Here is a 17,737-nt window from a genome sequence, read left to right on the forward strand (position 1 = left end):
AAAATAAGGAAAACATAGAATGGCTAAGGGGCAATCTTTGCAAGATCCGTTCCTGAACGCATTACGTCGTGAAAGGGTTCCGGTATCTATTTATCTCGTTAATGGCATCAAATTGCAGGGACAAATTGAATCTTTTGATCAATTTGTCATTTTACTGAAAAATACGGTTAGTCAGATGGTTTATAAACATGCTATCTCTACCGTTGTCCCTGCTCGTCCTGTTTCTCACCATAGTGGCACTCCTACTGCTGGTGGCGCAGGCAATAGCAATTACCATTCAGGTGGTACTCCTGCAGCGCAGGATGGCGAAGTTACTGAGTAAGTTTGCACGCTAAAATATAAGGAAAACATAGGTAGGGAGACTATACCTGTGTTTTTCCTTTGCAATTATTGTTTAGCCTAAGAGGTTATATCTTGTTTGATAGGTATGAAGGCGGTGAACTAGCTGTATTAGTACATGTCTTTTTTGCTCAAGAAAAAGACACTGAAAATCTGGCAGAATTTGAGTCACTAGTGACTTCTGCGGGAGTAAAACCAGTACAAATAGTCACAGGCAGTCGTAAGGCTCCCCATGCTAAGTTTTTTGTGGGTGAAGGCAAAGCCGAAGAAATCGCCGAAGCGGTTGAAGCAAGCGGTGCGGATGTGGTGTTGTTTAATCATACGCTAAGCCCTGCTCAAGAACGTAATCTCGAAAGGATTTGCCAATGTAGGGTTATTGACCGTACAGGGGTGATTTTAGATATTTTTGCTCAACGAGCGCGTACACACGAAGGTAAACTTCAAGTTGAGTTAGCTCAATTACGGCATTTATCCACTCGCTTAGTGAGAGGATGGACGCACCTTGAACGTCAAAAAGGGGGGATAGGCTTACGTGGTCCAGGCGAAACCCAACTTGAGACAGACCGTCGGTTACTGAAAGATAAGATTAAACAAATCTTGTCTCGCCTTAGCCGAGTAGAACGACAGCGTGAACAAGGGCGTCAGGCGAGAAATAAAGCGGATATTCCGACTATTTCTCTTGTTGGTTATACCAACGCCGGTAAATCAAGTTTATTTAACCGGATGACCGCTTCTGATGTTTATGCTGCAGACCAACTATTTGCAACACTCGATCCAACACTTCGTCGTATTAATGTAGAAGATGTGGGTGTCGTCGTACTTGCAGATACTGTGGGTTTTATTCGCCAATTACCGCACGATTTAGTCGCTGCTTTCAAAGCAACATTGCAAGAAACTCGTGAAGCAACACTATTGCTACACGTTATCGATGCAGTCGATAATCGCTTAGATGAAAATATCCGGGCGGTTGAAAGTGTGTTGGAAGAAATCGAAGCGGATGAAATCCCTGTACTATTAGTCATGAACAAAGTTGATATGCTGGAAGATTTTGTCCCGCGTATTGACAGAAACGAGGATAACAAGCCAGTTCGTGTTTGGGTTTCAGCACAAACAGGTGAAGGTATCCCCTTGCTGCTACAAGCATTAACGGAACGCCTTTCAGGTGAAATCGCACATTTTGAATTGCGTTTACCACCAAACGAAGGTCGTTTGCGTAGTCGTTTTTATCACCTTCAATCTATTGAACGTGAATGGCTGGAGGAAGACGGCTCAATTGGCCTTGAGGTGCGTATGCCAATGGTGGATTGGCGACGTTTATGTAAGCAAGAGCAGCAGTTACCTAGTTATGTTATTTAAATTGAATTAAATTTAAATTAGCAAAACTAGGCAATGGAATTGATATTAAGAGCCTAATATACCCAAAATAATGAAAAATGCCTGAGGCAGCTTAAATTATAATGAGTATCGCTCTTAGCCCTGAAAATCAATCATAAGAATGGAGCTAAAACATGGCGTGGAATCAGCCCGGTAATGACGGACAAGACCGCGATCCGTGGGGAAGCGGCAATAAAGGCGGCAACTCTGGCGGGAATAAAGGCGGTCGGAAACGTGGGGCTTTTGATCTCGACGATTTCTTTCGTAATCTAGGTAGCAAACTTGGCGGCAACAAAGGTAGCGGCGGCGGTGGTGATGGCGAAAATAAACAGCCATTACGTATCAGCGGTCGACTGGGTATGTTGGCAATTGCTGTTATCGTCGTTGTATGGGCAGGATCGGGTTTCTATACCATTAAAGAAAGTGACCGTGGCGTAGTTTTACGTTTTGGTGAATATAGTGGTGTTGTTGGACCTGGTTTGAACTGGAAACCAACTTTTATTGATAGAGTTGAGCCTGTTAACGTAGAAACTGTTCGTGAACAAGCTACAAACGGTATGATGCTAACATCAGATGAAAACGTTATTCGCGTTGAAATGAACGTGCAATATCGTGTCACTGATCCTGCGGAATATCTGTTTAGCGTGACCAATCCAGATAATAGTTTACGTCAAGCGCTAGACAGTGCTGTACGTGGTGTTATCGGTCAATCCGAAATGGAACAAGTGCTAACAGCAAATCGTGCATTTATTCGTGACGAGACGCAAAAAGAATTAGAGTCAACAATTGCACCATATAAAATGGGTATCACATTGCTTGACGTCAACTTCCAAGCAGCGCGTCCACCTGAAGATGTTAAAGCGGCATTTGATGATGTGATTTCAGCAAGAGAAGAAGAACAAAAAACAATTCGTGAAGCGCATGCTTACCGAAATGAAGTTCTGCCACTTGCAAAAGGTAATGCACAAAAAATGATTGAAGAAGCCGAAGCTTATAAAGCCAGTGTGGTCTTTAAAGCAGAGGGTGAGGTGGCAAGCTTTGCTAAAATGCTACCTGAATATCGTGCTGCACCAGAAATTACGCGTGAGCGTCTATACATCGATACGATGGAGCGTGTTTTAAGTAACACACGTAAAGTTATTGCTAATGATAAGAGCAACAGCATGTTAGTTCTGCCTCTTGATCAATTACTGCGTGAAAGCAAAGCTTCAGCTGCTAAAGGAGCTTCGTCCGCAAGAATGGAAACCCAAAGCAATAATAGCTCATCATCGAATAGTGCGGTATCAACGCAATCAAGCAGCGATATTCGTGGCGGTGCGGCTAGAGTAGGGAGACAATAATCATGCGTAAATCATTTATTTTTATCGTTATTGCCATTTTGGCAGTCGCATACGCATCTATTTTTATTGTTCCTCAAACGGATCGTGGCATTGTGTTACGTTTTGGTAAGGTTCTACGTGATTCTGAAAACAAACCGATCATTTATGAGCCGGGTTTACATTTCAAAGTACCTTTCCTTGAAACTGTGAAAATGTTAGATGCGCGTATTCAGACACTAGAAATTCAAGCTGACCGTTATTTAACAAGTGAAAACAAAGACTTAATGGTGGATTCATACTTGAAATGGCGTGTGACTGACTTCAGTCGTTACTATGTGGCGACGGGCGGCGGTAATCCATTCCAAGCAGAGACACTGTTAAAACGTAAATTTAGTGACCGTTTACGTTCTGAGTTTGGTCGTTTGAGTGTCAAAGACATTATTACAGATTCACGTGGTCGTTTAACTGTAGATGTTCGTGATGCACTGAATAAAGGAACAGCGACAGACGAAGCAACGAAAGATGCAGATGCTGCTATTGCTTCTGCGGCTGCACGTGTTGAACAAGAAACTAACTTAAAGCCGCTGGTTGTTAACGCGAATAGTATGGCTGCATTAGGTATTGAAGTTGTTGACGTACGTATTAAACGTATTGAACTGCCTAATGAAGTTTCTGAAGCAATTTATGCACGTATGCGTGCAGAGCGTGAAGCAGTTGCTCGTCAGCATCGTTCACAAGGTCAGGAAGAAGCAACGAAAATTCGTGCGGTAGCTGATAAGACCGTGACGGAAACTCTGGCTAAATCTGAGCGTACTGCGCTGACTTACCGAGGTGAAGGTGATGCAATGGCAACTAAACTGTTTGCTGATGCATTTAATCAAGATCCAGAGTTTTATGCCTTTATTCGTAGCCTACGTGCTTATGAGCAAAGCTTCAAAAGTGGTGAAGACATTATGGTCCTAAGTCCGGACACAGACTTCTTCCGCTTTATGAAAGCGCCAACTAAGTTACGTGCGGCGAGTGAATAATCTTTGTACTAAAAAGTAAACAGATTAAGTTGCGTGCAACGGACTAAAATAACTGTTAAGCTATTAAAGAAAAGCCCGCTTCGGTGGGCTTTTTTTCGCCTGTCGTTTTAAGTCTAAGATTTTTCAGGGAAAATTTTAGCGGCTCAGTATGTAAATACGCATTTTGAGTTTACGGCAGAAATAAATACCATTTTACTTGCTTTCCAGAAAAAAATTTTTGCAATGCTTAAATTATCACTGGAACAGTTTATTTTTGATGGTAGAATTCATTTTTAAGCAACCGAGTGAATTTCGAAATGGGTAAGAACGTTGTCGTACTGGGCACCCAATGGGGTGACGAAGGAAAGGGCAAGATAGTTGACTTGCTGACAGAGCGTGCTAAATACGTAGTTCGCTATCAGGGCGGCCATAATGCTGGCCATACTCTTGTTGTAAACGGTGAAAAAACCGTTCTCCACTTAATTCCATCCGGTATTCTTCGTGAAAACGTCATCAGTATTATTGCTAATGGTGTCGTTCTTGCGCCTGATGCACTGATGAAAGAGATGAAAGAATTGGAAGACCGCGGTGTTCCTGTTCGTGAACGCTTACATATTTCTGAAGCCTGCCCACTGATCCTGCCTTATCATGTTGCATTAGATAATGCGCGTGAAAAAGCGCGTGGCGCTAAAGCTATCGGCACAACAGGTCGTGGTATCGGTCCTGCTTATGAAGATAAAGTTGCTCGTCGCGGTCTGCGCGTTGGTGATTTATTCGATAAAGCAACATTTGCTGAAAAACTGAAAGAAATTGTTGAATATCATAATTTCCAACTGGTTAATTACTACAAAGAGCCAGCGGTTGATTATCAAAAAACACTCGACGATATTATGGCAGTTGCCGATATTCTAACTGGTATGGTCGTTGATGTTTCTGATCTGCTGTATAAAGCACATCTGAAAAATGAATTTGTCATGTTCGAAGGTGCACAAGGCACTTTACTGGATATTGACCACGGTACATATCCATATGTGACCTCTTCAAACACTACCGCGGGTGGCGTTGCAACAGGTTCAGGCTTAGGCCCACGTTATGTAAACTATGTATTAGGTATTATTAAAGCTTACTCTACTCGTGTTGGTGCTGGTCCATTCCCAACTGAGCTTTTCGATGAGATAGGTGAATTCCTACGTGAAAAAGGTCAAGAGTTTGGTGCTACAACAGGCCGTAAGCGTCGTACTGGTTGGTTAGATATCGTTGCAATTAATCGCGCGGTACAAATTAACTCACTATCAGGCTTCTGCATGACTAAACTTGATGTTTTAGATGGTTTAGACGAAGTTAAAATCTGTGTGGGTTACCGTCGTCCAGATGGCAAAGTGTTAGAAACTACGCCATTAGCAGCTGATGAGTGGGTTGGTTTGGAGCCAGTTTACGAATCAATGCCAGGTTGGAATGAAACTACGTTTGGCGTGAAAGAAAGAGCTCTGTTACCACAAGCTGCTCTTAACTTCATTAAGCGTGTTGAAGATTTAACCGGTATTCCAGTTGATATTATCTCAACAGGTCCAGATCGTTCTGAAACGATGATCCTGCGTGACCCGTTTGATGTTGAGTAATAAAACTGACAGCGCTCTTAATGGGCGCTGTTTTTTTATTTCATTGTCATCATCTTAATTTCCCTTCCTCCGTTATAAATCCCCTTTGATAAAACATCAGAAATTCAACATAATGACGAATAAAAGTGAATGTTCTGTGTAATTGGATACATATTTGCCCTTGGTAATAAGCTAAACTGTCAATACCGTTATACTTCAAGTCACAGCAACTTGAATGATTTAGCTTATAATATGTTATGTATGCTTATGCGGTTGTGTAGTATTGTTATTGTTGACATCTTTTTGATGTCAACCTTGTAATATCGAGCTCAGGTTATATCTAACTTTAAGATATCGTTGAGAGTTGGATATTTTAAATAGGTTGTTTGCGCTTTTAAATAAATTATTTTGATGAGAGTCGATAAATCGGCGACCTGAAAGTAAACAGCCAAAAATTTTGAGGTGATTGTGCAGCTTACTAGTTTTACAGATTATGGGTTACGAGCGCTTATTTATCTTGCATCGCTCCCTGAAGGAAAAATGACTAGCATTACACAAGTCACTGATGTATATGGTGTCTCTCGTAACCATATGGTTAAAATTATTAATCAACTCAGTCATCTCGGTTATATTAAAGCCACTCGTGGCAAAAATGGCGGCATCACTCTTGGCCAGCCAGCAGAATCAATTCGTATAGGGGATGTCGTCAGAGCACTTGAACCCCTAACCCTTGTTAATTGTAGTGGCGAGTTTTGTCATATTACGCCTGCGTGTCGTTTAAAAAGCGTACTTCAGCAGGCAATACAACAGTTTTTACAAGAACTTGATCAATATACGCTGGCGGATATGGTGAAAGATAACAGTCCGCTCTATCAATTACTGCTTGATTAATATCGCAGTAGTTATGAATTCTGATGACACGGAGGTAACGATGTCACAAGATCCTTTCCAGGAAAGAGAAGCAGAAAAATATGAATCCCCGATTCCTAGCCGAGAATTTATTCTCGATCTTCTCTCTAAACGTAGTACACCAGCTAGTCGCGAAGAAATCGCTGAAATATTAAACTTATCGACTGAAGATGAGTTAGAAGCTTTACGTCGTCGTTTAAGAGCGATGGAACGCGATGGACAATTAGTTTTTACACGTCGTAAATGCTATGCATTACCTGAACGCTTAGATTTACTGAAAGGTAAAGTTATTGGCCACCGAGACGGATATGGCTTTTTACGCGTAGAAGGTAAAAAAGAAGATTACTATTTATCTCAAGAAGAGATGAAACGTGCGTTGCACGGCGATGTTATTTTGGCTCAACCTCATGGACAAGACCGTAAAGGTCGTACCGAAGTCCGTGTAGTTCGAGTGCTTGAACCAAGAAATAATCAAATTGTTGGTCGCTATTTTATCGAAGCCGGTATGGGCTTTGTTGTCCCTGATGACAGCCGTCTTAGCTTTGATATTTTGATCCCTAAAGAGCAAAATTGTGGCGCAAGAATGGGTAATGTTGTTGTTGTCGAGTTAGTCACAAGGCCACAACGTCGCTCTCAAGCGGTCGGCAACATCATTGAAATTCTGGGTGAAGCCATGGGAACGGGTATTGCGGTTGAAATCGCATTACGCACCCACGAAATTCCACATTCATGGCCAGCACAGGTAGAAAAACAAGTTGCTGATTTGAATGAAAATGTACCTGAATCTGCTAAAAAAGGTCGAGTTGATTTACGTAAATTGCCATTAGTAACTATTGATGGCGAAGACGCGCGTGACTTTGATGATGCGGTTTATTGTGAACCGAAAAAAGGTGGCGGCTGGCGTTTATGGGTTGCTATCGCGGATGTGAGTTATTATGTGCGTCCGCAAACTGCATTAGATACGGAAGCGCGTAGTCGTGGTAACTCGGTTTATTTTCCGTCACAAGTTGTACCTATGTTGCCGGAAGTATTGTCAAATGGCCTATGTTCATTGAACCCAGGGGTTGATCGTCTCTGTATGGTTTGTGAAATGACCGTTTCAGAGTCGGGTCGTTTGTCATCGTATAAATTTTATGAAGCGGTGATGAGCTCTCATGCTCGATTGACTTACACTAAAGTGTGGAAAATCTTACAGGGCGATGAAGAGTTACGTGAGCACTATAAAGCATTAGTGCCACATATTGAGCATTTGCATCAATTGTATAAAACATTAGATAGTGCGCGTATTGAACGCGGGGCAATTTCTTTTGAATCAGAAGAAGCTAAGTTTATCTTTAATGCAGAGCGCCGTATTGAACGTATTGAGCCTGTTGAAAGAAACGATGCGCACAAATTGATTGAAGAGTGCATGATTTTAGCGAATATTGCTGCTGCACGATATGTTGAGAAAAACGAAGAACCGGCGCTATACCGCGTGCATGATCGTCCAAAAGAAGAAAGCGTGATGAACTTGCGCTCCGTCTTTAGTGAATTAGGACTGACTTTACCGGGTGGAATGAAACCTGAGCCGAAAGATTATGCGCAGGTGATGAAAGATGTTGCAGAACGTCCTGATCACGAATTATTGCAAACGATGATTTTGCGCTCTATGAAACAGGCTATTTATGATCCAGAAAATCGCGGTCACTTTGGACTAGCACTGAAATCATATGGTCATTTTACATCACCAATTCGTCGTTATCCTGACTTATCATTGCATCGTGGTATTAAATACCTGTTAGAAAAAGAGCATGGCAACTCAGGTAAACATTGGACGGAAACTGGCGGTTGGCACTATGACATGGAAAGCATGTTGCAGTTGGGTGAACATTGTTCACTGACTGAACGTCGTGCCGATGAAGCCACTCGTGATGTAGCTGATTGGCTGAAATGTGATTTTATGCAAGATCATGTTGGTGAGGTATTCACTGGGCTTATCACGAGTGTGACAGGCTTTGGTTTCTTTGTCCGTTTAAACGACCTATTTATCGATGGGCTGGTGCATATTTCAACGCTTGATAACGATTATTATCGCTATGATGCTGTTGGGCAGCGCTTGATTGGTGAATCATCGAGCACAACTTATCGATTAGGTGATGAAGTTGAGATCCGTGTCGAAGCTGTTCATATGGAAGAACGCACAATTGATTTCGCATTAATTTCGACAACGCGTAAAGCAAAAAATCCGGGTAAAACGGGTCGAGATAGAGCTAAAAAAGAAGTGAAAGGTGCGACGCGTCCTCCTCGTAGAAAAGGGGCGGCAAGTAAAGAGAAAAACTTCGAGCCAGACGCTGCTTTTCGTCGTTCAGAGAAAAAAGGTAAAGGTAGTGACCAAAAATCTGAAGTGAAAGATCAGGCTAAAAGTAAAAAACCGTCGGATAAAACCAAAAAAATTAGTGCAAAATTACAAGCAAAACGTGTCGCGAAAAAATCCTCCAAAAAAGCGGATAATTGAGTTTTGACCGGTTTGTTCATTAAGTAAGGTGGCCGAGGCCACCTTTAACTCCCTCAACACAAAAGATATTTATGAGCGAAATTATTTATGGCGTTCACGCAGTGAAAGCCTTGCTTGAGAGTTCTCCTCAGCGCATTAAAGAAGTGTTTATTTTAAAAGGTCGTGAAGATCGTCGTTTGCTATCTGTGGCTCGTGAAGTTGAAGCGCTAGGTATTGTTGTGCAAGTGGCAAATAAACAGTGGATGGATTCTCAGACTGAAGGTGGAGTACATCAAGGTATTATTGCCAATGTCCTGCCGGGTAAACAGTATCAAGAGGGGGATTTACCCGATTTACTCGAAAAAATCGAGTCTCCTTTTTTACTGATCCTTGATGGCGTGACTGATCCACATAATCTTGGTGCTTGCTTACGTAGTGCCGATGCTGCGGGCGTTCATGCTGTTATCGTTCCGAAAGATAAGTCAGCTCAATTGAATGCGACAGCTAAAAAAGTGGCAAGTGGTGCAGCTGAAAACGTTCCACTTATTCGTGTCACAAATCTGGCGAGGACATTACGTTTGCTGCAAGAATATAATGTTTGGATTGTCGGTACAGCGGGTGAAGCTGATCATAATCTATATCAGAGCAAACTGGATGGCCCTCTTGCGCTTGTAATGGGTGCAGAAGGTGAAGGTATGCGCCGCCTGACTCGTGAGCACTGCGATGAGCTTATTAGCATTCCAATGGCAGGTTCAGTCTCATCACTGAACGTCTCTGTTGCAACAGGTGTGTGTTTGTTTGAAGCTGTTCGTCAGCGTTTGGCAAAATAAGTTATCAATATAACTTAGCTAAATAAGCGAATATTAAAATATTAGTTTAATTTAGCTTCCATCCCTTGAGTTTTTCTTCAGGGATGGGTATAGTTACGCGTCAATTTTTTAGCCGCACTCAATAAGTTCCTTGCCTCCGCGGGCCGCGGTTAACCCTGACAGGAGGCTAATAATCCGTAAGGAGCAACTACTCATGCGTCATTACGAAATCGTTTTTATGGTCCATCCTGACCAAAGCGAACAGGTTCCGGGCATGATCGAGCGTTACAGTGCTACAATCACTAACGCGCAAGGTCAAATTCACCGTCTGGAAGACTGGGGCCGCCGTCAACTGGCTTATCCAATCAATAAACTGCACAAAGCACACTATGTTCTTCTGAACGTAGAAGCTCCACAGGAAGCGATTGATGAGCTGGAAACTAACTTCCGCTTCAACGATGCCGTTATCCGCAGCATGGTTATGCGCGTTAAACACGCGGTGACAGAAGCTTCTTCTATGGTTAAAGCTAAAGACGAACGTCGCGGCCGTGACCAATCTGATGATTATCAGGATGAAGAAACTGAAGAAGCTGGGGATTCTGAAGAGTAATTGACAGGTGACCACTAATCGTTTGGTGCTAACAGGCACAGTCTGTAAAGCATTGATTCGAAAAGTGAGTCCATCGGGCATTCCTCACTGCCAGTTTGTTTTAGAACATCGTTCACAACAACTGGAAGCCGGAATGTCTAGGCAAGCATGGTGCAGAATGCCCATAATTGTCAGTGGACAAGCCTTGCAATCCCATACTCAGAGTATAACGGTCGGCAGTTGGATTACCGTTACCGGTTTCATTAGTACCCATCAGGGTCGTAATGGAATCAGTAAATTAGTTCTCCATGCCGAGCAGATTGAATTGATAGATTCTGGAGACTAGCCATATGGCACGTTATTTCCGTCGTCGCAAGTTCTGCCGTTTCACAGCGGAAGGCGTTCAAGAGATAGACTATAAAGATATCGCAACGCTGAAAAACTACATCACTGAAAGTGGTAAAATTGTACCAAGCCGTATCACCGGTACTCGTGCAAAATATCAGCGTCAGCTCGCTCGTGCTATCAAGCGCGCTCGCTACCTGTCTCTGTTACCATACACTGATCGTCATCAGTAATTGGTACTGTCCATTAACGACTTTAAGAGGATAAGGTAATGCAAGTTATTCTGCTTGATAAAGTAGCTAACCTAGGTAGCCTGGGTGATCAGGTTAACGTTAAATCGGGCTATGCTCGTAACTTCTTAGTACCACAGGGTAAAGCTGTTCCTGCGACTAAGAAAAACATCGAATTCTTCGAAGCTCGCCGCGCTGAATTGGAAGCTAAATTAGCTGACGTTCTCGCAGCAGCACAGGCTCGTGCAGCAGCAGTTACTGCGCTGGGTTCTGTTACTCTAGCTTCTAAAGCTGGTGACGAAGGTAAATTATTTGGTTCAATCGGTACTCGTGATATCGCTGATGCAGTTACTGCAGCTGGCGTTGCTATCGCGAAAAGCGAAGTTCGCCTGCCAAATGGCGTTCTGCGTACAACTGGTGACCACGTAGTTCACTTCCAGTTACACAGTGATGTTTTCGCTGAGCTTAACGTTATCATCGTTTCTGAGTAATTAGTTACGATGGTAGGTACTATTGAGTGATCAGTAGTGCTATGAAAAACACCGGCCTGTCCGGTGTTTTTTGCATTTAAATTCACACCTTCCTCAATTCTATTTCTACCTTACTTCTTATCTACTGATAATTTTATTCGTCGATATCATGACTCATTCAGCATGAAATATAATCAATAAACGATGTATTAACCGCGTAGGTCGTTAATATCTATTAGGTAGCAGATGGCTTACAACTGACAATGGAGTATCAGTTATCGCCACCTGCAAAGACGACTATGGTGTCCGGTAGTAGCTACCATCACTGAGTCTGGCAAAACTATACGTTTTTCCATCCGGTGTGGTGATTTCTAATAATTGAACCTCACCTTTTGCATTAGCCTTCAATCGGATCTTTTGACCTTGTTGTAAATTACTTAAGGGTTTTTCAGCGCCTTCAACCCGTGCCATGACAAAAGCATCATTCGCTTGTAAACGGTTATCACGAAACAGTTGGGCAAGCGTTTTGCCTTTTTGTACTCGATAATTTTGCCATTCATTTGTCGTTGGTCGAGTCGATTGAGGCTCTGTTGGCCTAGTTGGCTGTGTTGTTGATGGCTGTTGTGTTACCGTAGGCTGCTCTGTTACAGGCGGCTCTATGGGGTCAGGTATCACTTCTGGTTCAAGGGGCAACACACCTTGGTTACCTGTTGGCGACTCTGGCTCTTGAGTTTGTGGCGTCGCTACTGGTTCAGGAATTGGCTCGGGGACAACTTCAGGTGTTGTCGGCGGTGGGATCACAATAGGTTGATTTTGAACGATTGATTTATCATCCGCGGGCCAAAATAGGGCAACGATAATAATCAGCGCCAAAATCGCAATACCATAGCGATGGAATGTTGAAAGTTTAAACATCACTCCTCCCTTATTATTGAGGAAATAGCCTGCTAATCAGCAAAATATAGAGTATTTATACGCATACTAGCACCCTTTTTTAGCAATTTAATAACCTAACACTATTTTTCAGAGAACACTGAGTCCGTGATACAAAATTCTGACATAAATAGAGAGTTTTATTCTTTATAGCTATAGTTTAGGTTTACCCATAGGTTAGGGGCTGTTATTCTTGGTTTTTTCTCAAAAACATACAGGTATTTTCATGGCAAACCAAAATTTTGATTCAGTAGAAGCTCAAGCGAGCTACGGTATTGGTCTACAAGTTGGGCAGCAATTATTGGAATCAGGACTTGAAGGTTTAGTCCCAAATGCGATTTTGGCAGGTTTAACGGATGCTTTAGAAGGCAATATGCCATCAGTTCCAGTTGACGTATTGCATAATGCATTGCGTGAAATCCACGAACGTGCTGATGCAATTCGTGTTTCTCGTCAAGAAGCGATGGCAACAGAAGGTCAACAATTCCTTGATGAAAACCAAAAGCGTGAAGGTGTATCAACCACTGAATCTGGTTTACAATTTTCTGTGATTAACCAAGGTGACGGTGCAATTCCTGCACGTACTGATCGCGTTCGTGTTCATTATACGGGTCGTTTAGTGAATGGCACTGTATTTGATAGCTCTGTTCAACGTGGAGAACCTGCTGAGTTCCCTGTCAGTGGTGTTATCCCTGGTTGGATTGAAGCATTGACACTGATGCCAGTGGGTTCTAAATGGGAGCTGTATATCCCTCATGAGCTTGCTTACGGTGAGCGTGGTGCTGGTGCATCAATTCCACCATTTAGTACGCTTGTTTTTGAAGTAGAGCTGTTGGAAATCCTGTAATTTTCAGCGAGTAATCTTCAACTTTAGCTATTTTTATAAAATCCTTCATCATTTTAACCAATGGTGAGGGATTTTTTTATAGTCTAAATTTCGTGCACTTGATTGGTTGGGCTGCTAGTCTTGATAGACAGAATGAGAGAAAGAGGTGGATAAAATGCTAAAACAAATTTGTGAATTGGCGATCGATGCCGGCAATGCCATTATGAAAATCTACAATGCACCTGAACCGCTACAGGTTGAGCGTAAAAGTGATGATTCTCCTGTGACAGATGCGGATATTGCAGCTCATAAAATTATTGAGGCAGGTTTAGCACGTATCGCGCCGGATATTCCTCAATTGTCTGAAGAAGATCCACCTGAATGGTCAGTAAGACAAAATTGGCAGCGCTATTGGCTGATTGATCCTCTCGATGGAACAAAAGAGTTTATTAACCGTAATGGTGATTTTACGGTAAACATTGCTTTGATAGAAAATGGTGTACCTGTGATGGGAGTTGTTTATGCGCCAGCTAAAGAGCTGCTGTACTATGCGCAAGATGATCAAGCATGGAAAGAAGAAGGTGGAAAGAAGCTACCTATTCATGTCTATGATGCCAAACCACCCGTAATAGTGATCAGTCGTTCTCATCAAGATAGTGAGTTGATGGACTATTTGACTCAAATGGGTGAGCATACGACGGTAGAAATTGGCTCATCACTTAAGTTTTGTTTAGTCGCAGAGGGTAAAGCTCAGCTTTATCCACGTTTTGGGCCAACCAATATCTGGGATACGGCCGCAGGACATGCAGTAGCAATTGGTGCGGGTGCTAAAGTCATTGATTGGACTGGAAAAACACTCGATTATACACCTCGTGAGTCTTTTTTAAATCCGGGTTTTCGCGTGATATTATTTTAATTAACTGATTTTTAGGTTGGGTAAGTAGCTACCCAACCTATTAACAAAGATTAATTATCTAATTGAAGCACTTTTGCGGTTGCTGTTCGGATATCCAAACAAGCTTTCGCATCCTGTTTTAAATCGATTCCATAAGTTGGAATAATCTCTTTTAAGCGAGCTTCCCATCCATTGGTATCTAATTCATTTTTAAAACATTCTTTTAATATATTCAGTGAAATAAATGCCGCAGTAGAGGCACCTGGCGATGCGCCCATTAATACAGTAAATGACTTATCTGCACTGGTAATTAGCTCCGTACCAAACTCTAAAACACCTTTCTTATCGTGATCAGGTTTGATGATTTGCACACGCTGACCTGCGACAACTTCTTTCCAATCTTCATGCTGTGCTTCTGGGTAGAATTGTTTGAGCATGGCGAACTGATGTGCTGATGTTTGTAATACTTGACCGACTAAATATTCGGCTAGCGGCCAGTTATCCTTGGCAACTGCTAACATCGGTTCGATATTATTCGGTCTTACTGACTCGAATAAATCCAAGTAGGAGCCATGTTTGAGGAATTTACTGGAAAATCCAGCATAAGGGCCAAAGAGTAGAGAACGCTTTCCATCAATGATACGAGTATCTAAGTGTGGGACAGACATTGGTGGTGAGCCTTTATCCGCTTTACCATAGACTTTAGCATGATGGCGAGCTGCAATTTCTTCATTATCGCAGCGTAGCCAAATCCCGCTAACTGGGAAGCCTCCGTACCCTTTTCCTTCTGGGATACCTGATTTTTGTAGCAGTTCAATGGCGCGACCACCGGCTCCAACAAACACAAATTTTGCAGAAGTCACTGATTTTTCATGGGTGAGCAAGTTTTTGACTTCAACTCTCCATCTACCATCTGCGGTTTGCTTTATATCGATGACTTCTTGTTTGTAATGCAGTGCAAAACCTTCTTGTTCACTAAGTTGAGCCATCAATAAGTGGGTGAGTGCGCCATAGTCAACATCTGCGCCAGTGGTGACACGAGTGACCGCAATTTTTTCTTCTGGATCACGCCCTTCCATAATAAGTGGCGCCCATTCATTTATTTGTTTAGGGTCGTCACTGTATTCCATGTTGTGGTAGCAATGGTGCGCTGACATTTGACGATAACGCTGTTGTAAAAATTTCACGTTATCTTCACCCCAAACAAAACTCATGTGTGGGCAGGGGTGTATAAAATCGCGCGGGTTTTTGATTTTTCCTTTAGAGACAAGGTATGACCATAATTGGCGAGATAGATCGAATTCAGTATTAACTTCAAGAGCTTTACTGATATCAACAGTACCATCGGGATTCGGTGGCGTATAATTCATTTCGCAGTTAGCCGCGTGACCTGTTCCCGCATTATTCCACGGGTGAGAACTTTCTTGCGCACAGTCATTCAGTCTTTCAAATACGGCGATATTTAATGAAGGTTCTAATTCTTTAAGAAAAGTGCCGAGTGTGGCGCTCATAATACCCGCGCCAACGAGGGCGATATCAACATTTTCTGAGATAGGTTTTGTCATGAAAAATTCCTATTACTTAGCAGGTGTGAAACACAAGTCTGTCCCTTCTTGATACATAACATAAGCACGACGCCATGGTTCATCACCAATGAGCCGCCATTTATGTCCTGTACCTGTATTATCTTGCGCCAGTAAAATATCACCTGGCTTTATAATAAAGGTGGAACCATCTTTGGTTTCAAATTCTAAAGTACCTGTAAGGGTGATGACATAACGAGGGACGGGATCTTTGTGCCAGTCAAATGATCCACCGGATACAGTTTCACGAAAAGAGAGCGCGCTAGCAGCGATATTTGGAGTTTGGCTATCTCCCTCTGCATTTGCGACTTTATTGAGTTCTAGACTACCTTCTTCAAATAAGGAATTACCATCTTCACCTGTCCACATACGAATACAACGTATCATCTTATTTAGCTCCTCAATTAAGAATAATATTGCTTAATAATTAACACTAAATCAGCATTCATAGATTATAAATAAAAAGCAATTCATAAAAAGACTATATTGATGTTTTGGTTAGAAATTAAAAATGTAAGATATTTTCAAGACTAGCTTAAAAGCATTATTGATTTTATTTCTCTGTATCGCAATGAAAATAATCTATATTTTAGTTTTTTTTACATGCGTGATAAAAATAGTTGAATTTTAAATTTAAATTTTCATTTAAATGATTAATATCAGTTAGTTGTGGTTTTTTTTAACTGTGTTAATTATATGGATAAATTAATAGTCCAATAAAGACCGTCTTTAATGGATTGTTGCGAATATACAAGTGATAATAAAATATGTCGGCAATTTCCCTTTTCATTATTGAGAAGGGAAATAAGTTAAATATAATGAAATTGTCTTTTAATGAAGCGCAGATAATTTATTTTTTTAAAATTGTGTTGAGCGCTAAATGTTGTATTAACATAATGGTCTTGCCATCGACAATTTCACCATTTTTAATCGCCTCTAAAGCTTTGGGAAAAGGCCATTCTAAAACTTCAATATCTTCACCTTCTTCTGCGAGCCCACCGCCACAACTTTGACGATCAATATCATTGTATTCAGCAATATAAAAATAGAGTTTTTCAGTTACCGATCCGGGGCTCATAAAGGCTTCAAAAATTTTTTCGATTTTATTGATTTTAAAACCAGTTTCTTCTTCCGCTTCAGCGATAATTCTTTCTTCTGGAGAAGCGTTATCAAGCAACCCTGCGGGAGCTTCGATTAATAAATGAGGGTAGCCATTGAGGTACATTGGCATCCTAAATTGGCGAATAAGAATAATGCTATTTTTTATTTTATTGTATAGCAGTATGACAGCGCCATTGCCTCTATCATAAACTTCACGTTCTTGTTTTTGCCAACTTCCATCACTTCGCTGAAGTTCATAAGTGAATTTTTTGAGAATATACCAGTTATCAGAAAGTAATTTTTCAGTGATATTACGGATTTGAGGCTGCTTTATAGACATCTTGCTACCTTAACTGACCTATTAATAATAAATAATCTAGCACTGTTGTTAGAAAGGGGGAATAGGTGAGAGGTGAGATCTTATAGGCGGTATGATTAAGGCAAGGTGACTATTTATATCGCCACCTTGCTATAGTTAAAGATAACTAGATTTTAATCATTTACTTAATTATCTGAATTTGTTTAACTTCAACTTCTCTTGAATTCCAATCTTTATCGATTTTACCGCGAACTTCAATTTTATCTGTCGGGGTGACATTCACTCCGTTCCAGCGTTTTGGACTGATTTCTAGTGTAATGGAGCCAGTACCATCAGTGAATTCATAATGTTTATTATCTAACTGTTTAATAATATTACCACGTAAAATAACCCAGCTGTCATCTGACATATCCAGTGCTTTAGCGACAGTAGTTTCGCTATTGTTTGGTCCTGAGAATCCACCCGTTTGAGTTGATTGATTCGGTGTACTTGTCACCGTGCCAGGACCATTAAATCCACCATTAGCAACATTATTCGCATTACTAGTAGCAGCAAGAACAGGGGCAGCAGCGAGTGCAGCGATTAAGGCAATTAAAGGTAATTTTTTCATCAGTATTA

Annotated in this window: 19 protein-coding genes; 14 read left to right on the forward strand and 5 right to left on the reverse strand. The window is 41.6% G+C overall.

Annotation, left to right across the window (positions count from 1 at the left end):
• The first annotated feature begins 19 nt into the window (after window positions 1-19).
• From hfq to rplI, 12 genes are all read left to right on the forward strand, one after another.
• Complete coding sequence (gene hfq / locus AAZR93_RS09555; RefSeq protein ID WP_294104277.1) at window positions 20-322, forward strand: RNA chaperone Hfq; 303 nt, start codon at window positions 20-22, stop codon at window positions 320-322.
• Between the two features lie 92 nt (window positions 323-414).
• Window positions 415-1,695: a ribosome rescue GTPase HflX gene (gene hflX / locus AAZR93_RS09560; protein WP_294350776.1), complete on the forward strand. Its 1,281-nt coding sequence runs from the start codon at window positions 415-417 to the stop codon at window positions 1,693-1,695.
• 152 nt (window positions 1,696-1,847) lie between these two features.
• Window positions 1,848-3,053 carry an FtsH protease activity modulator HflK gene (gene hflK, locus AAZR93_RS09565; protein ID WP_294104271.1) on the forward strand — a complete coding sequence of 402 codons (1,206 nt, stop codon included), beginning with the start codon at window positions 1,848-1,850 and terminating at the stop codon, window positions 3,051-3,053.
• 2 nt (window positions 3,054-3,055) lie between these two features.
• Window positions 3,056-4,060, forward strand: a complete 1,005-nt coding sequence (gene hflC / locus AAZR93_RS09570; protein WP_294104269.1) for a protease modulator HflC — start codon at window positions 3,056-3,058, stop codon at window positions 4,058-4,060.
• A gap of 296 nt (window positions 4,061-4,356) precedes the next feature.
• Window positions 4,357-5,658, forward strand: coding sequence for an adenylosuccinate synthase (locus AAZR93_RS09575; RefSeq protein WP_294104268.1), 1,302 nt, complete (start codon window positions 4,357-4,359; stop codon window positions 5,656-5,658).
• 447 nt (window positions 5,659-6,105) lie between these two features.
• Window positions 6,106-6,528: a nitric oxide-sensing transcriptional repressor NsrR gene (nsrR, locus tag AAZR93_RS09580; RefSeq protein WP_294104267.1), complete on the forward strand. Its 423-nt coding sequence runs from the start codon at window positions 6,106-6,108 to the stop codon at window positions 6,526-6,528.
• Window positions 6,529-6,568: 40 nt separating this feature from the next.
• Entirely contained in the window at window positions 6,569-9,040 is a 2,472-nt protein-coding gene (gene rnr, locus AAZR93_RS09585; RefSeq protein WP_336429370.1) for a ribonuclease R, read from the forward strand.
• 71 nt (window positions 9,041-9,111) lie between these two features.
• The gene (rlmB, locus tag AAZR93_RS09590; RefSeq protein WP_294104264.1) at window positions 9,112-9,849 is read left to right on the forward strand and encodes a 23S rRNA (guanosine(2251)-2'-O)-methyltransferase RlmB; all 738 of its coding nucleotides are present in this window, start codon (window positions 9,112-9,114) and stop codon (window positions 9,847-9,849) included.
• 193 nt (window positions 9,850-10,042) lie between these two features.
• A complete protein-coding gene (rpsF, locus tag AAZR93_RS09595) occupies window positions 10,043-10,438 on the forward strand; it encodes a 30S ribosomal protein S6 (RefSeq protein WP_294104262.1) in 396 nt (131 codons plus the stop codon).
• Between the two features lie 7 nt (window positions 10,439-10,445).
• Window positions 10,446-10,763: a primosomal replication protein N gene (priB, locus tag AAZR93_RS09600; protein WP_294104260.1), complete on the forward strand. Its 318-nt coding sequence runs from the start codon at window positions 10,446-10,448 to the stop codon at window positions 10,761-10,763.
• A 4-nt stretch (window positions 10,764-10,767) separates the two neighbouring features.
• A complete protein-coding gene (gene rpsR / locus AAZR93_RS09605; protein WP_000135199.1) occupies window positions 10,768-10,995 on the forward strand; it encodes a 30S ribosomal protein S18 in 228 nt (75 codons plus the stop codon).
• A 38-nt stretch (window positions 10,996-11,033) separates the two neighbouring features.
• Window positions 11,034-11,483, forward strand: a complete 450-nt coding sequence (gene rplI, locus AAZR93_RS09610; protein WP_294104240.1) for a 50S ribosomal protein L9 — start codon at window positions 11,034-11,036, stop codon at window positions 11,481-11,483.
• Between the two features lie 276 nt (window positions 11,484-11,759).
• Here the strand turns inward: rplI and AAZR93_RS09615 are convergent, their stop codons facing one another.
• Window positions 11,760-12,377: a LysM-like peptidoglycan-binding domain-containing protein gene (locus AAZR93_RS09615; RefSeq protein WP_434719694.1), complete on the reverse strand. Its 618-nt coding sequence runs from the start codon at window positions 12,375-12,377 to the stop codon at window positions 11,760-11,762.
• Between the two features lie 244 nt (window positions 12,378-12,621).
• On the opposite strand from AAZR93_RS09615, the gene fklB reads away from it, so the two are divergent.
• A complete protein-coding gene (fklB, locus tag AAZR93_RS09620; protein ID WP_294104236.1) occupies window positions 12,622-13,242 on the forward strand; it encodes an FKBP-type peptidyl-prolyl cis-trans isomerase in 621 nt (206 codons plus the stop codon).
• A gap of 154 nt (window positions 13,243-13,396) precedes the next feature.
• Window positions 13,397-14,137: a 3'(2'),5'-bisphosphate nucleotidase CysQ gene (gene cysQ, locus AAZR93_RS09625; protein ID WP_294104233.1), complete on the forward strand. Its 741-nt coding sequence runs from the start codon at window positions 13,397-13,399 to the stop codon at window positions 14,135-14,137.
• A gap of 50 nt (window positions 14,138-14,187) precedes the next feature.
• Here the strand turns inward: cysQ and mqo are convergent, their stop codons facing one another.
• From mqo to AAZR93_RS09645, 4 genes are all read right to left on the reverse strand, one after another.
• Window positions 14,188-15,681, reverse strand: a complete 1,494-nt coding sequence (mqo, locus tag AAZR93_RS09630; protein WP_294104232.1) for a malate dehydrogenase (quinone) — start codon at window positions 15,679-15,681, stop codon at window positions 14,188-14,190.
• Between the two features lie 12 nt (window positions 15,682-15,693).
• Complete coding sequence (locus AAZR93_RS09635; protein ID WP_294104229.1) at window positions 15,694-16,086, reverse strand: cupin domain-containing protein; 393 nt, start codon at window positions 16,084-16,086, stop codon at window positions 15,694-15,696.
• 463 nt (window positions 16,087-16,549) lie between these two features.
• Window positions 16,550-17,140: an NUDIX domain-containing protein gene (locus AAZR93_RS09640; protein ID WP_294104227.1), complete on the reverse strand. Its 591-nt coding sequence runs from the start codon at window positions 17,138-17,140 to the stop codon at window positions 16,550-16,552.
• A gap of 160 nt (window positions 17,141-17,300) precedes the next feature.
• Entirely contained in the window at window positions 17,301-17,729 is a 429-nt protein-coding gene (locus AAZR93_RS09645; RefSeq protein WP_434719695.1) for a YgiW/YdeI family stress tolerance OB fold protein, read from the reverse strand.
• Window positions 17,730-17,737 lie beyond the last annotated feature (8 nt).

This window comes from Providencia sp. Je.9.19, assembly GCF_051129765.1.
In the GTDB taxonomy this organism is placed as follows: domain Bacteria; phylum Pseudomonadota; class Gammaproteobacteria; order Enterobacterales; family Enterobacteriaceae; genus Providencia.

Bases quoted from the DNA above. Each gene is read 5' to 3' on its own strand.
- hfq (WP_294104277.1), top strand. From the start codon at position 20: ATGGCTAAGGGGCAATCTTTGCAAGATCCGTTCCTGAACGCATTACGT.
- hflK (WP_294104271.1), top strand. From the start codon at position 1,848: ATGGCGTGGAATCAGCCCGGTAATGACGGACAAGACCGCGATCCGTGG.
- hflC (WP_294104269.1), top strand. From the start codon at position 3,056: ATGCGTAAATCATTTATTTTTATCGTTATTGCCATTTTGGCAGTCGCA.
- AAZR93_RS09575 (WP_294104268.1), top strand. From the start codon at position 4,357: ATGGGTAAGAACGTTGTCGTACTGGGCACCCAATGGGGTGACGAAGGA.
- rnr (WP_336429370.1), top strand. From the start codon at position 6,569: ATGTCACAAGATCCTTTCCAGGAAAGAGAAGCAGAAAAATATGAATCC.
- rlmB (WP_294104264.1), top strand. From the start codon at position 9,112: ATGAGCGAAATTATTTATGGCGTTCACGCAGTGAAAGCCTTGCTTGAG.
- rpsF (WP_294104262.1), top strand. From the start codon at position 10,043: ATGCGTCATTACGAAATCGTTTTTATGGTCCATCCTGACCAAAGCGAA.
- rpsR (WP_000135199.1), top strand. From the start codon at position 10,768: ATGGCACGTTATTTCCGTCGTCGCAAGTTCTGCCGTTTCACAGCGGAA.
- rplI (WP_294104240.1), top strand. From the start codon at position 11,034: ATGCAAGTTATTCTGCTTGATAAAGTAGCTAACCTAGGTAGCCTGGGT.
- AAZR93_RS09615 (WP_434719694.1), bottom strand. From the start codon at position 12,377: ATGTTTAAACTTTCAACATTCCATCGCTATGGTATTGCGATTTTGGCG.
- fklB (WP_294104236.1), top strand. From the start codon at position 12,622: ATGGCAAACCAAAATTTTGATTCAGTAGAAGCTCAAGCGAGCTACGGT.
- cysQ (WP_294104233.1), top strand. From the start codon at position 13,397: ATGCTAAAACAAATTTGTGAATTGGCGATCGATGCCGGCAATGCCATT.
- mqo (WP_294104232.1), bottom strand. From the start codon at position 15,681: ATGACAAAACCTATCTCAGAAAATGTTGATATCGCCCTCGTTGGCGCG.
- AAZR93_RS09635 (WP_294104229.1), bottom strand. From the start codon at position 16,086: ATGATACGTTGTATTCGTATGTGGACAGGTGAAGATGGTAATTCCTTA.
- AAZR93_RS09640 (WP_294104227.1), bottom strand. From the start codon at position 17,140: ATGTCTATAAAGCAGCCTCAAATCCGTAATATCACTGAAAAATTACTT.
- AAZR93_RS09645 (WP_434719695.1), bottom strand. From the start codon at position 17,729: ATGAAAAAATTACCTTTAATTGCCTTAATCGCTGCACTCGCTGCTGCC.